This is a genomic window from Fibrella aquatica (assembly GCF_041321135.1).
Taxonomy (GTDB): Bacteria; Bacteroidota; Bacteroidia; order Cytophagales; family Spirosomataceae; genus Fibrella; species Fibrella aquatica.
The window spans coordinates 683545-697596 of sequence record NZ_JBGGWF010000001.1 but is presented as its reverse complement, the minus strand read 5'-3'; the positions used below and the strand labels follow the sequence as shown (position 1 = coordinate 697596).

The 14052-nt window shown below is 51.6% G+C and carries 14 protein-coding genes; 8 read left to right on the top strand and 6 right to left on the bottom strand.

From position 1 onward, the window contains the following. Nucleotides 1-72: 72 nt before the first annotated feature. Nucleotides 73-495, bottom strand: coding sequence for a DUF4783 domain-containing protein (locus ACAW87_RS02590; protein ID WP_370721582.1), 423 nt, complete (start codon nucleotides 493-495; stop codon nucleotides 73-75). Nucleotides 496-634: 139 nt separating this feature from the next. Between ACAW87_RS02590 and ACAW87_RS02585 the strand changes: the two genes are divergently transcribed. Then, nucleotides 635-1138: a phosphoribosyltransferase family protein gene (locus tag ACAW87_RS02585; protein ID WP_370721581.1), complete on the top strand. Its 504-nt coding sequence runs from the start codon at nucleotides 635-637 to the stop codon at nucleotides 1136-1138. A 7-nt stretch (nucleotides 1139-1145) separates the two neighbouring features. Further along, the gene (locus ACAW87_RS02580; RefSeq protein WP_370721580.1) at nucleotides 1146-2108 is read left to right on the top strand and encodes an esterase-like activity of phytase family protein; all 963 of its coding nucleotides are present in this window, start codon (nucleotides 1146-1148) and stop codon (nucleotides 2106-2108) included. A gap of 37 nt (nucleotides 2109-2145) precedes the next feature. On the opposite strand, the gene ACAW87_RS02575 is transcribed toward ACAW87_RS02580, so the two are convergent. Next, nucleotides 2146-2472, bottom strand: coding sequence for a DUF4286 family protein (locus ACAW87_RS02575; protein WP_370721579.1), 327 nt, complete (start codon nucleotides 2470-2472; stop codon nucleotides 2146-2148). 56 nt (nucleotides 2473-2528) lie between these two features. Between ACAW87_RS02575 and ACAW87_RS02570 the strand changes: the two genes are divergently transcribed. Next, nucleotides 2529-2963, top strand: a complete 435-nt coding sequence (locus ACAW87_RS02570; protein ID WP_370721578.1) for a cytochrome B — start codon at nucleotides 2529-2531, stop codon at nucleotides 2961-2963. 127 nt (nucleotides 2964-3090) lie between these two features. Continuing rightward, the gene (locus ACAW87_RS02565) at nucleotides 3091-5169 is read left to right on the top strand and encodes an IPT/TIG domain-containing protein (RefSeq protein ID WP_370721577.1); all 2079 of its coding nucleotides are present in this window, start codon (nucleotides 3091-3093) and stop codon (nucleotides 5167-5169) included. A 69-nt stretch (nucleotides 5170-5238) separates the two neighbouring features. Here the strand turns inward: ACAW87_RS02565 and ACAW87_RS02560 are convergent, their stop codons facing one another. Beyond that, nucleotides 5239-6642 carry a vanadium-dependent haloperoxidase gene (locus ACAW87_RS02560; protein WP_370721576.1) on the bottom strand — a complete coding sequence of 468 codons (1404 nt, stop codon included), beginning with the start codon at nucleotides 6640-6642 and terminating at the stop codon, nucleotides 5239-5241. Between the two features lie 201 nt (nucleotides 6643-6843). On the opposite strand from ACAW87_RS02560, the gene ACAW87_RS02555 reads away from it, so the two are divergent. From ACAW87_RS02555 to ACAW87_RS02545, 3 genes are all read left to right on the top strand, one after another. Beyond that, a complete protein-coding gene (locus tag ACAW87_RS02555) occupies nucleotides 6844-7809 on the top strand; it encodes an alpha/beta hydrolase (protein WP_370721575.1) in 966 nt (321 codons plus the stop codon). A 131-nt stretch (nucleotides 7810-7940) separates the two neighbouring features. After that, nucleotides 7941-8714, top strand: coding sequence for a type III pantothenate kinase (locus tag ACAW87_RS02550; protein WP_370721574.1), 774 nt, complete (start codon nucleotides 7941-7943; stop codon nucleotides 8712-8714). A gap of 367 nt (nucleotides 8715-9081) precedes the next feature. After that, complete coding sequence (locus ACAW87_RS02545; RefSeq protein ID WP_370721573.1) at nucleotides 9082-9732, top strand: hypothetical protein; 651 nt, start codon at nucleotides 9082-9084, stop codon at nucleotides 9730-9732. Between the two features lies 1 nt (nucleotide 9733). Here the strand turns inward: ACAW87_RS02545 and ACAW87_RS02540 are convergent, their stop codons facing one another. From ACAW87_RS02540 to ACAW87_RS02530, 3 genes are all read right to left on the bottom strand, one after another. Continuing rightward, entirely contained in the window at nucleotides 9734-9937 is a 204-nt protein-coding gene (locus ACAW87_RS02540) for a type II toxin-antitoxin system antitoxin (protein ID WP_370721572.1), read from the bottom strand. 98 nt (nucleotides 9938-10035) lie between these two features. Further along, complete coding sequence (locus tag ACAW87_RS02535; protein ID WP_370721571.1) at nucleotides 10036-10899, bottom strand: SPFH domain-containing protein; 864 nt, start codon at nucleotides 10897-10899, stop codon at nucleotides 10036-10038. A gap of 121 nt (nucleotides 10900-11020) precedes the next feature. Further along, nucleotides 11021-11956, bottom strand: a complete 936-nt coding sequence (locus ACAW87_RS02530; RefSeq protein ID WP_370721570.1) for a hypothetical protein — start codon at nucleotides 11954-11956, stop codon at nucleotides 11021-11023. A 201-nt stretch (nucleotides 11957-12157) separates the two neighbouring features. On the opposite strand from ACAW87_RS02530, the gene lysS reads away from it, so the two are divergent. Then, the gene (gene lysS, locus ACAW87_RS02525; RefSeq protein WP_370721569.1) at nucleotides 12158-13945 is read left to right on the top strand and encodes a lysine--tRNA ligase; all 1788 of its coding nucleotides are present in this window, start codon (nucleotides 12158-12160) and stop codon (nucleotides 13943-13945) included. Nucleotides 13946-14052 lie beyond the last annotated feature (107 nt).

The following is a 14052-nucleotide window of genomic DNA, read 5'->3' as shown; positions in this document are numbered from 1 at the left end:
AGCGAAACATTTCTGCGTCAGCCATACTAAACAAGCTGTCCAGACTCCGCACTCATGACTTTTTCGACTTAATTACTCGTTTACCTGAATAGCGTGAATCCGGTATTGGCCGGGGGTAGTCTGCCGCATCAGAACATTGACCCGGAATGAGCGTGAGCCCGACCAGTAAGTACCGGTGGTGTACCGCAAGTTGGTTGTACTGCCCTGTTCAGTAGGCATGAAACGGCCGGGTGGGTATTTTTTGAAAAAAGAACGCATAATCACTTCAGCCTGATCGGCGCGCACCGATGGAAAATCGACGCCAACCGGATCGACGCGTAACTCGAGTTTAGTATCGAAGAAAGCCGCTAGCTGATGCGCTTCGCCCGTTTTGATAGAGGCACCAATAGCTTGTGTAGGATCTGTAACGCTGGTAAAGCACGAGAGTGCAGTCCAGGCAATTCCGATAAGCAAACCGATCGATTTTGCTTTTAAAAACATAATGATACGTGACATGGTAGTGAGGTTGTTTCTGGATGGGCATATACTGTATACATCTGTTGGCGAAAACTATGCCAAACAAGCCGTATTAAACCCTGATAATTTATGCATTTTTGCAGCCTTACTTTTACCTGGTCTGGCCGGGTCTTTGCTAATGAATCCCACTCAAATTCTATCGGCTGATCAGATCCGCCAAAAAATCCGTCGTATTGCCAGTCAGTTATACGAAACCAACTTCGACGAGGCTGCCCTGGTGCTTGCCGGCGTAGCTGGCGAAGGCTACGAACTGGCCCGCCGACTGGCCGACGAACTGCAACAGATCGCTCCATTCAGCGTGTCGCTGGTACAGATCGACCTCGACAAGTCGCAAAAAGCGCAGCCTTCGATTGCCTTGCCCGGTGGCTCAGGTACGTATGCAAACCGCGTGGTGGTGCTGATCGACGATGTGCTGTATTCGGGCCGGACGCTGGCCTTTAGCCTACAGCCTTTTCTGTCGGTACCCGTCCGCAAGATTCAGGTGGCTGTGCTGGTGAATCGTAATCACCCCCGCTACCCTATCGCCGCCGATTTTATTGGTCTTGAACTGGTCACCACCCTGAACGAACACGTAGAAGTCATTTTGAGCGACCCTGCCCGCGAAGGTGTTTACCTGCAATAACCTAACGATGCCCGGCTCATTTCTAAAAACTGGTTTAGCGCTGTGTCTCAGTCTGACTATCACGCTACCAACACTTGGCCAGGCTTTCCGGCTCGACACCACGATTTACCTGCCCCAGGAAGCGGGGCTACACACCATTTCCGGCATTGAGTATATAGCACCGGCGGGAGTTTGGCACCTGGTAGGCGATCGGGGAGCCCAATGGCAGTTGCCCAACTTGACCCAATACAATCGGGCGGTAAGCGGGCCCAACACCGGATTGCAGTTAGAAGCCTTGCGTTATGACGCAGCCAGCCATACTTATTTCGGTACGGTAGAAGACGATAACGCTTCGGGAGGGTATGCTTTCTTTTGCCGCGACTCGTTGCCACGTGCCGGCACAACGCCCGACATCACCGTATTTGACCGCATCATGCCCTTGCCTTTCGACAATAAAGGCATTGAAGGGTTGGCGTTAGGAGCCGATTCAACCCTTTGGCTGGCTCCCGAAGCTGGCTGGGCACCCGCCGACAGTAGCAGTGCTGCTGTGCTTTTCTACCGGTATCACTGGTCAGGTACGTCGTTGAGCGCAAAAAAAACATTTGCTTACCCCCGCGACCGCATGCCACAATTGCCTACTTCGGAGCGGTACGGCGGCATTTCGGAGATTTTGTGGGCGGGTAAGAATCAGTTGCTGGTCATCGAGCGGTTCTATGACAACGTGCGCGACACATCGTATGCCAAACTGTATGAGGTGGCGTTTAGCGATAACGAAACACAAAGTACCCCGACCAAAAAATTGGTGTTCGATTTCAATACCATGCTCAACGGCAACCGGATCGATAATCTGGAAGGCATGGCGTGGGTACCTGCCGCAGCGGGTAAACCTCGGCGACTCGTTATTATTTCAGACGACAATGGCGGGCAATGCCCCCGCCCTAGTGGCAAAAAATGCCAGCAAACCCAGCTTATTTATCTAAGTGGTAAATAGTTACACCGGGCACAGCCCGGTGTAACTATTTACCCATTTATATCTCTTCCAGTAGCGTGCGGAACGACACGTATTTATTGGCGTAGCGGTCAGCTACCTGTTGTTGGAGGGCGGGTTGATGAAGGCTTTGATAGGTTACAAAATCCTCCATGGTCTGAAACCAGTACTGAAACGTGTAGGTAACGCCGCCATTGTCTACTTCGGTCAATAGTTTTAGGGCATTATTCTGCATGGTAAGCCCCGTAGCGACCACCGCAGGTACGTGTTCGTCTTTCATCCAGCGAAGCCATTCGCGCTCGATCTGCTGGTCAATGTTGTAGGTTATGTTGTAAAGAATCATCGAATCCTGGGTACGTTGAGGCATGAATCAGCGGTTTGTCCGTTTCTTTGCACCAACATTAATTTTGATAAACCTACACTATGTATACTGGATTAGTTCATGCCCATTCGGGCCTTCGCTGGGTTGCGCTGGTGCTTTTACTGGCGGCCGTTTTTGTATCTGTTAGCCGTTGGATGGGTAATAAGGCTTTTACGGACGGAAACCGTAAACTGTATCTGTTCACGCTCATATCGGTTCATATCCAACTGGTGCTTGGCCTGATTCTGTACTTCATCAGCCCAAAGGTTGATTTTGCAGGAATGAGCAATAAGGTTGTTCGATTCTATACCGTTGAACACATTACCATCATGCTGCTAGCCATTATAGCCATAACGGTTGGTTATTCACGCTCGAAACGGGCTAGCGGCGATACCCAAAAACATCGATTGGTTGGCATTTTCTATGGTGTTGGCCTCATCCTCATTCTGGCGGGTATTCCCTGGGCATTCCGTAACCTGGGAGCGGGGAATTTTTGAGTAAACGTCGACTACTGATAATGGCTTTGCTGATCACAGAAATGTGGCGCGGCAAAGCCATTATGCATTATTAATGACGCATTGTGCATTTGCTATTAGTTTTGTGTATACGATAGATAGGGCGTAGATGAGAGACGGTATACGTAGAAACGGCTGGTGGCAGCTGGTTGCTGGAGTGGGAATGCTGTTGATGGCCTACGGATGTAAAGTCGAGCAGTTTCCGCCAGAACTATGGAATGTAAGCCCCAACCGCTTTGACATTGGCCGGCCGGTAGAGTTAAAAGGGGCTCAGTTTGGCAGTAACCCAATTGTTACTTTCGGGCGGGCCGAAACGGCGGTTCAGGCTACCGTCAGGTCACGGTCAGACGGTACGCTGGTGGTTGAGGTTCCCCGCATGGCTACCGGGCCCACGCAGATTCAGGTAGCCAACAGCGAAGGCGTAACGCCACCCGTTAACTTCACCGTTATTCAGCCCGAACCTACGTTTGACCAAACAAATGCCGTTTTACCAACCAATGCCGCTCCGGGCGCTACCATTCGTATCAGCGGCAATAATCTAGACCGACTGCAAAGCGTTCGCTTCGATACCACAAGCGCGGCTTCTTTTACGGTTGTATCGCCCAACGTAGTGCTTGTGACCATTTCGCCACAGCAACCCCGTGGATTGGCAAGAATGACCCTGCTTACGGAAGGAGGGCCCATTGCGATACCCTACCTGATAGCTGGCACACCCGAAATCACCGGTTTCTCACCCAAACGCGTACGTGCCGGCCAGGAAATTGTGGTGCAGGGACGTTACCTGACCGATGGCGTTTTGCTGATTAACCGCGCCGCGCCAGACCCCGCAACCGTCCGAATCACCGATACCGAAATAAGGGCTATTGTTCCCGCCGATGCTACGAGCGGACGCATCAGCGTGACCGTTTTTGAGCAGCTTATTGGCCTCAGCGCCGACAGTATTTACATAGCGGGCGCTCCTGTGCTGACAACTAATCCGGACCCAATGGAGGGTATTACTGGTGATAAGGTATTGCTGACGGGGCTTAATCTAGGCGACATTACCAGCGTATCGTTTGGAGGGACTGCAGCACCCTTTCGCATCCTAAGCTCCACTCAGATTGAAGCTACCGTGCCAGCCCGCAGTCAGTCGGGCAATGTAGTCATTAGCCTAAATGGTGCCGGTGGCGCAGTCAGCGCCGCGCAACCATTTTTATATATCCTGCCGCCCGCCAACCTCGTATTTACCCCTCTACGACGCGGTATCAATAAGCTCGTTTCGGTAACGGGACAAAACCTACACCGGATTCAGCAGATTACGCTGAACGGAAAACTACTTACTATCAATGCGCGTACGGAAGGCACTGGTTTTCAGTTTTTTGTTCCTGCCGATGCCACAACCGGGCCTATAACGGCTACCAACCGGGCAGGTACCACCACCTCGGTGCGCTCGCTTACCGTAGTACAGGCCCCCGTTGTGACCGATTACCCCCTCCGATTGCCCGCTGGTGGTCGGATGGTTATCAAAGGCAATTGGCTACGCGACGCGGTTGTTCAATTTACAGGGGCTGTTAATCCTGCATCCAATGATGGTCGCAACGACGATACCGAGATATGGATTCGTGTTCCCGACGACGCGCAACCCGGCCAATTCAGGCTCACGACCGACTCTCCTACCGCTTTCACTTCCAATCTGTTTACGCCCATCCGGCCCGTATCGGGCGTGGTGTTTACCCCCACAAAAGGCCGTGTTGGCGACGAACTAACCGTTACCGGGCACTTTCTGGAAGACGTTACTGATGTTCGATTTGGCGGCGGCGCCTCACTGGCTGCTTCTTTTCAACGCCTGGGAAATGGAGAAATGAAAGTGATCGTACCAGCCAATGCAGTTGACGGTACCATCTGCTTCACCAATCCGGCGGGCCTTGCCTGCACCGCCACTGTGTTTGATGTGCAACGCGTTGTAGCGGGCGTTAATTTTACGCCTAAAACCGGCAAAGTAGGCACCGACGTCACCTTCACCGGCCAAAACCTGAATGATGTGGTCGAAGTCAGGTTTGGGGGCGGCTTATCGACCCCTGCCCGCTTCCGACTTGTAGGTAATACGTTGGTGGCCACTGTTCCCAATGATGCTGTGAGTGGTACCATTTGCCTCACAACCGATTCAGGCACCGTTTGTACTACCGACTCGTTTGTAGTTACCAAGTAACGTACCTGACATAGAAACGGCTCGCCAGTGAATCTGGCGAGCCGTTTCTATGTCAGGTACGTTCAGGACTTATTGCACTCGTTTCCAGCGGAGTGCATTGATATTTTGGCCAATAGTACGTCCCTCCCGCAGACCAACTTCGTTGTCTTGCCGGGTGTGGATACCGCCCAGAATTCGCGAATAGCCCGACTCTTCGGCCGCTTCCCAAAACGAACGGAACGTACGCGCTTTAAAGTCTACATTCCGTTTCGTGTCACGTACCCGCCCAACGTGCGAGTTATCGGTAAAATTGAATGACGATCCATACAGGTCGGTAAGTACAATAGCTGTGGCAGCCGATTGGGTAGAGTGCCCTGACGCAAAACCAGGAAATGGAGGCGAAGGCCAAAATGGTATCCAGTTTGGGTCAATAGCCCGGCGCACAAACGTATAAGGACGCTCGTTGTTAATGGCAAATTTGCATTTCCAGCAGGCAATGAAGGCATCGGTCACGGCCACACCTACACGGGCGAACGTTTCGGCAGCTTTAGCCAGATTAGATTTGTCGGCCTGTACGGCAATACGGGCCAGATTGTATGAGTGACCGGGGGGCGTAAAGGTTTCGCTTGGATCGTCGGCCCACCAAATTGAAATCTCTTTTTCCTCCTGCGTCAGGCTGATATTTTTGGCGTATACTTCCAGATATTGCGCAAAATACTGAGAGGTTACCTGAGTCGAATATGGTATGGCAACAGGCAGTGACATAGCAGCCGTAGCAGCCAGCATGGTACGATTTTTGCCCCAATAAGGTTGCATTGGAATGGTGCGTCCGTTCTCTGTGGGGCGCCATGCACCCGGTCCTGTAGGCACCACATAATCACTCGGAAAATTTCGGCTGTAGCCTTCGTGACCGCCATCTGTTTTCGACCAATCGAAGATAGCAGTGGCTATGTTTTTTCCGTAAGCTGCAGACCGCTCACTAGTAGTAGCATCAGCACTTTTAAACTGATTGAAAAGAGCTGTTTCCAGCGAATCAATCTTCAGTTTATAGGCGTCGCTCGTGTTGGCAAATAAGTTGCGCAGTATCTCGGCTTCGGCTGCATTGGCACTCAATGCCCAGTTATAAACCTGCCCCGGCTGCACGGCGGGCAACGTGGTCAGCCCCTGAAGTTGCCCGGCCATCGACTGATTTTCAGGCATTCCGGCCACAATTGATTCATACATAGCCAGGCCCGCGTAGCTAAACGTTCGGGAAGCAACAGGCGGCGTCTGGCCAGGACTATTACGCACCAGCCTTAAATGCAAATCGCTCCATTTGAGTGCAACTTCATTGCTGTATGATTCGGCATCATTGGATTTTGGATCTACCCCCGACTGATCGTCATTGAGGCGGCAGGACTGTAACAAAGTGACAGCTAGTATGACAATCCAGCCATTCCGAAAGAGTATGCCAATCGGCAGGGCACGTGTAGAAAGAGGTACGTGTATTTTCATATGCAAACCATATTGAAGAGGAGTTCCTTAATCTTGAGACGGTTAACTCTTCTAAAATGTGCAAAAATGTTGCCACTTTTTTCGGGGCTATTTTCAGAGCGGCTAAACTCAAAAAGTTGTTTTGATAGAACTTTACCAACTCTACGTTAATTTTCGCTCGCAATGAGATAGCTTACGGCCCCGTTGCTCAATTCATAGCTTATGAAATCCTACCCCTTTTGCCTATGCATTCTGGCCCTCGTTTGTCTGTTTACTAACACAGTATCAGCACAAAGCCGCCGTCGACTGAATACGAATAGTCAGCCGATACCGACCACCAATTCGCCCCTGCCAGTCATGATGGCTCCACAGGCGCATTTGCTCGAAGGCATCACCATGAACAGCTCGTTGCTGAACCGGGGCGTACGCTACTCAATCTATTTACCACCAGACTACTACGTATCGAATCGCCGTTACCCGGTTGTGTATTTACTGCACGGCTACACCGACGATGAAACGGGCTGGACACAGTTTGGCGAAGCCGATCGAATCATTGATGAGGGAATAAAGTCAGGTACGTTGCCGCCCATGATCGTGGTCATGCCCGATGGGGGCGTAACCTGGTATATGAATGATTATCTGAACAAAACCCGCTACGAAGACATGTTCGTCTCGGAGCTCATTCCCCATATCGACTCGATGTACCGCACCCGCACCAAGCGCGAATTCAGGGGCATTTCGGGCTTATCAATGGGTGGGCATGGATCGCTTTTACTGGCAATGCACCACCCTGATCTGTTTGGCTCTTGTGCCGCGCTGAGTGCCGCCGTATTTACCGACGAAACCATGAAGACCATGCCCGACGAGCAATACGACAAGACGTTTAGCTTCCTGTTTAGCGGCCCCGTGAAAGGCGAGGAACGCCTGACGGCCCACTACAAACGCAACAGTCCGCTGACCCTGGCAACCTCAGCACCGGAGGGCGATTTAAAAAAAGTGCGCTGGTACCTCGACTGCGGTGACGATGATTTTCTGACCGCTGCCAACGCTCAACTCCACATAGCCCTCGTAGGCCGTAAGATTCCACACGAGTACCGCGTTCGCAACGGAGCCCACACCTGGACCTACTGGCGGACCGGTCTTCCCGACGCGCTAAACTTCATCGGCGCGCAATTTCATCAGCAATAAAACTGTCCTTTGCCTTTAGTGTCCTCCGTCTTCTGTCCTCTGTTGCGCTGCTAATGAGAACGATACGTACCTAAGCAACGCAACAGAGGACAAGAAGACCGAAGATACTAAAGACAAAGGCCTCCTTTCCCATGACCCTAACCCTTGATATTGGCAACTCCGATGTAGTGTTTGGCCTGTACGATGCCGATTCCTGGCTGCATATCTGGCGAACTCCCAGTTCACCCATGCAGCCAGCTGCTTTTTACCAACGTAAACTTCGACTATGGTTACTCGAAGCCGATTTGACCCTCAGTCAGATCACTCAGGCTACCATCAGCAGCGTGGTGCCTGCCCTAACAGCCAATGTGCGCGAGGCCGTAAGCGATTTATTTGCCATTGACCCGTTGGTAGTCAATGCATCGGTGTATGACCAATTGCCTGTTACCGTACTTAGCCCACAAGAGATTGGCACTGATCTGGTAGCGAATGCCGTTGCCGCCCACACCCGGTATAAAAAGGCTTGCGTTATCGTTGATTTTGGCACGGCGCTAACGTTTACAACAGTTGGTAACGACGGTCAGATTATGGGTGTAGCTATTGCGCCAGGGCTAAAAACGGCTATTCGGGCGTTGTTTGCCAATACGGCCCAATTGCCCGAAGTACCCATTGAACTACCCACATCGGCACTGGGATTAAATACGGTTCACGCCATTCAGGCAGGTGTTGTTATGGGCTACGAAGGCCTGGTTCGCAGCCTGATTCACCGTATCCGATCGGAACTAGGGGGAAGTTGCCTGGCAGTAGCCACGGGAGGACTATCGAAAGCGATTCCTTCGCTTCATACCGAGTTTGTGGACGTAGTGCCCTCGTTGACCCTCGACGGAATCAGGCTGATTGGCGACTACGCACGCGCCGACAAATAACCTCAGTTGGGTACGTTGCTCTGTGGCTCCTTTTCCTCATCAGCCAGATAATCAGGCTGGTGAGCTGCCACTGGTATATCAAAGCGGTGTTTTTTGAGCAAATGGTCTGTCATTGTTTACCAGGCTGTAAGCCATTGAATGTTTCACCAATAGCCCGTATAACCAAATTTTCTGTATACCATTCTTATATAAGTAAAATTAGTATAAATGGCATTTTGCCCACACTAGGCCACTTGATAAGCCAAATGCTTATCTCACATATTGCACGCTTCGTTGGCATGATTTTCTAGCCACGGTGGCACGTACCCAGCCTGATCCTGTCTGAAAGACAGTTTCGAGCCCGTTCAACCGGGTGCAGACCAACGTTATGAAGAATGTGTTAGTAGCCATGCTTTTGCTGGTAGCAGGAAGCAGTGATGCAATTGCCGGGGCCAAATCCTGGCATGTGGGATATGTTATACTGCCCGATGGCCGCAAGTTGGAAGGGAAACTAAGTTACAATTGGAAAGCCGACATGATTCAGGTGCAATTACCCAACGGACTGACGAAAGTCTACTCTGCCGGACAAGCCGATTCGTTCGTGTTTTTCGATAATTCCCTTCAACTGCTGCGTAAGTTCAACGCGCTTGATCTGCCGGTTGCCACAAAAAGAAGCCGGCCTGCTTTTCTGGAAGAACTAACGACCGGTTCACTAACTGTTTACCGACGTCTTCGGCCTGTACGTCAATTTATAAAGATTATTCGTCCGTCTGTATTCAACAACGATAACGACCTGTTGAAAGACCCCGATAACTTCGACTATCTGGTCATTGATTCTGAAGGCCGGGTTTTTGACCTGACGTCATTTGACCAGCATTTGTGGCCAAAAATGGCGGCGCATCAAACCAGATTGGCTAATTATCTGAAAGGGCAGGCCATGGACCCGTCGACCACTGTTGCGCGGCTGATTATGATTAGCCAGTTCAATTTTCTTGACGTCGCCACCAAAGCAACGGCTACCTCAGTTACAGGTGAGTAGATTACTCATCTGTTTTTCGGTCTGCTTCAGCGTCTCCGGCTCCGGCGTCGGCACTTTTACGGGTACGTCGCCGTTTTTTCAATGCATCGCTGAGCAGATACTCGATTTGCCCATTCACGCTCCGAAACTCGTCTTGCGCCCAACGCTCCAACTCAACCAGCATTTCAGGATTGAGCCGCAGTAAAAATCCTTTCTTTTCAGACATGGAAGGAGGTTCAAGGTTCAATGTCTAACGTTTAAAGTCGCTCCGCTTATTAGCAGAGCAACATTAAACGTTAGACATTGAACCTTGAACTTTAAAGATCAGTAAATCGACCCGGCGTTAACGACTGGGCTGACGCTTTTTTCGCCACAGAGAACGACCAGCAGGTTGCTCACCATAGCGGCTTTGCGCTCTTCGTCGAGGTGGACTACGTTCTTCTCCGCCAACCGCTCCAGTGCCATTTCAACCATACCCACAGCCCCGTCGACAATCTGACGACGGGCCGCTACCACGGCCGATGCCTGTTGCCGTTGTAACATCGCTCCGGCAATTTCGGGCGAATAGGCCAGGTGACTAATCCGGGCTTCGATGATCGTCACACCCGCTCTCGACAGTCGCTCGTTCAGCTCAACTTCCAGCACATCGTTGATGTGGCCAGTATTGTCACGTAGGGTTACTTCACCATCATCAGCGTTGTCGTACGTATGTGAATTGGCCAAATGACGCACCGCCGCTTCAGACTGAATCTGAACAAAGAGCGTGTAATCGTCCACCGAAAAGAGCGCTTTGGCTGTATCGGCCACTTGCCACACCACCACAGCGGCAATGTCGATCGGGTTACCCATCTTATCGTTCACCTTCAGCGTTTGGCCGTTCAGGTTACGGGCGCGCAGGCTGATCTTCTTTTTGCTGTAAAATGGATTGACCCATCGCAGGCCATTCTGTTTCATGGTGCCCGTGTAATCACCAAAAAAAGTGGTCACAACGGCTTCGTTGGGGTTTACAACCGATAAACCCGTCAGGGTTATCAACCCGGCGAAGAACAGAATTCCGCCAAGAATACCCAGCCACAAACTGGACGTAACAACACCGGATATAAAGAGAACAGGGCCCGCAATGAAGCCAAGCAAGCCAATCAGAAGGGCTAGGTAGCCCGAAATAGAGGTAAGGTTCTTCTCAGTCATTAGTTTAGATAGTAATAGTGTTTCAATAGCACAATGATATCATACTAATTTTGAATGAAGTCTGTTTTTCAGACCAATGGTTCGTTTATCATGTAAACGGTCACCCGCTAATCTGGTAGGATCAAGCCTGTTCCAGGTACGTTCGTAGTTCGGCCGTGCGCTTGTCGCGTTCGAGTAGCGCATTATTCAGTTGCTGATCGAGTTGGCGCTGGGCGTAGATAATTCGATCGGCCAGCATCCTGGATTGATGATGCGCCTTGTTGATGCGCTGTTGTACGGAATAGTCAGTGAAGATGTTATCGAAGAAAATATCCGCGAAACGGGTAAAGCCATCGAGTTGCAGGTCGGCTCGTAGCTGCATGTGCAGATCAGCCAATTCGAGATTAAAGCGTTGCAGACTCTGGTTGACCCGGTAGGATTGGTCGCGCACGTCGTCGAGTTTGCTGTACTTGGCCATTGAGATCAGCGTTGACCCGGCAAACATATCCCAGTTGCCAAGGCTGATGGCGCTGTCGAGCAAGGCTGCAAGCTGGTTCACCTCATGGGCTGCTTCCTGACTGGCCTGCTGCGCTTCGTGAATTTCCCGAATCTGCTGTTCAGCGGTTTGAAGCGCTGTCGCATACACTTCATACATGTTGCCCGGCTTCGCCTTTACTGACTCCGTTTTTTCCCGAAGCAGGGCCTCATAACGTGTCTCTACATCAGCATAGGCCACCAGTTGATTTTTCAGCGACGCAACTCGACTTATCAGCGTATCGACCTGCGCCGTGACGGCATCATAGGCTATCCGGGCCGACCGGGCTTCGGCTTGCTCTTTGGTTAGCTGTTCTTCCCGCCGATTCAGCAGATCGTAATAGATCGTTGCCCAACTAAGTCGGCCTAACCGGTCAACGTCGACCTGTTCGGCGTTCCATTGGGCATACAGATCGGCCTGATGAGCCTGTTGCTGCTGTAGCTGGCCGTTGACGTGATTTAGTTGTTGGGTGAGCACCACTTGTTCGCCTCGTGAACGAATCAGGGTGAGCAGGGTTTCCTGCTGGGTAGTAGTCCAGGTCATTGGGATGTTAGTTAAGTACGTGAAGCAACGACCGAATGAGCCTCGAAACCAGCAACTCGGGATGAATGGCTTGCAGACAGGCCAAACAATCAACCTGGTGATTTAGTCGGCACATAGCTATTTCTGCCGTACTTTTGCCCCTCGATTTGCCTGACCATTCAGGCCACGTAAATCGGTTAAATCCAGCGAATCCCCGTTCAGATGTTAAGTGAACAAGAAGTAAATAGACGACAGAAGCGCGAAGAACTGATGCGGATGGGCATTGACCCCTACCCTGCCGAGTTATTCGACGTTACCCACACCATCACCAACCTCCGCGACGCCTTTGCCGATAAGGCAGGTCAGGACACGCAGGGAGGTTACGAATCACACCTCGATTTTGCCGGCGATGCCACCTACGGTCAGGTACGTTTGGCCGGCCGCATGATGGGCTTCCGTATATCGGGTGCAGCCTCTTTCGCCGAAATGCAGGACAGCACCGGTCGGATTCAGCTTTATTTCAAGCGCGACGACATTTGCCCCGGCGAGGACAAAACGATGTACAACACGGTTTTCAAGAAACTGCTTGACATCGGCGATATCATCGGTGTAGAAGGTAACATCTTCACCACCATGACCGGTGAATTGTCGCTCTACGTGCGATCGTTTAAACTGCTGACCAAATCACTGCGGCCGTTGCCGGTGGTGAAAGAAGTGGTGAACGAGCAAACCGGCGAGAAGGAAATCTACGACGCCTTCACCGACCCAGAACTCCGTTACCGGCAGCGGTACGTCGATCTGATCGTGAATCCGCAGGTACGTGAGGTGTTTATCAAACGCAGCAAGCTGGTTAACTCTATCCGACAGTATCTGAGCGGGAAAGGCTATCTGGAGGTGGAAACGCCTATTCTTCAGCCCATTCACGGCGGTGCTACGGCGCGTCCTTTCCAGACGCACCATAACACGCTCGACATGACGCTGTACCTGCGGATTGCCAATGAGCTGTATCTGAAACGGCTGATCGTGGGTGGTTACGACGGCGTATTCGAGTTTGCGAAAGACTTCCGCAACGAAGGCATGGACCGAACGCACAACCCCGAGTTCACGCAGGTTGAATTTTACGTCGCCTATAAAGACTACAACTGGATGATGGACACCATTGAAGAAATGGTGGAAAAGGTAGCCATCGACGTGGCCGGTACCACGAAGGTGACGGTCGGTGAAAACATCATCGATTTCAAACGCCCCTGGAAACGCCTGACCATGTTCGAGGCTATTCAGGAGTATACAGGCGTTGATGTGTCGGAAATGGAGGAAGATGCGCTGCGCGCGACCGCCGAAAGCCGGGGCATCAAAACCGATCAGTCGATGGGCAAGTCGAAGTTGATCGACGAACTGTTTGGCGAAGCCTGCGAGCCGAACCTGATTCAGCCGACGTTTATTACCGATTACCCCGTCGAAATGTCGCCGCTGACGAAGAAGCACCGTAGCAAAGCCGGTTTGGTCGAGCGATTCGAAGCGATCTGTAACGGCAAAGAAATTGCCAACGCCTATTCGGAGCTAAACGACCCAATTGATCAGCGGGCCCGCTTTGAAGAGCAGCTTGAGCTGGCCAAACGCGGCGACGACGAGGCGATGGTAATGGATGAAGATTTCCTGCGCGCCCTGGAATACGGCATGCCACCTACGGCGGGTGTTGGCCTGGGCATTGACCGGCTGGCAATGATCATGACCAATCAGCCAAGCATTCAGGAAGTGTTGTTCTTCCCGCAGATGCGCCCTGAAAAGAAGGAAGAGTTATCGACAGAGGCTGATTTCGTGGCGGCGGGCGTGCCCGAAGCGTGGATTCCAGCGCTTCAGAAGTTAGGCTATCTGACAATCGCTCAATTACACGCCGCAAGCCCGAACAAACTGTTCAACGATCTGGGCGGCGTTCGCAAGAAGCTAAAAATGACCGACGTACCCATGCCGAGCATCGCTGATGTGCATGGCTGGGCGGGGCATAACTAGTTTGTGGTTTGTCGTGTGTTGTTTGTGGTTGCGCTGCTGATTGACCTGTCTGTTGACAAGCAACGCAACCACAAACAACACACGACAAACTACAAACTTTAAAAACA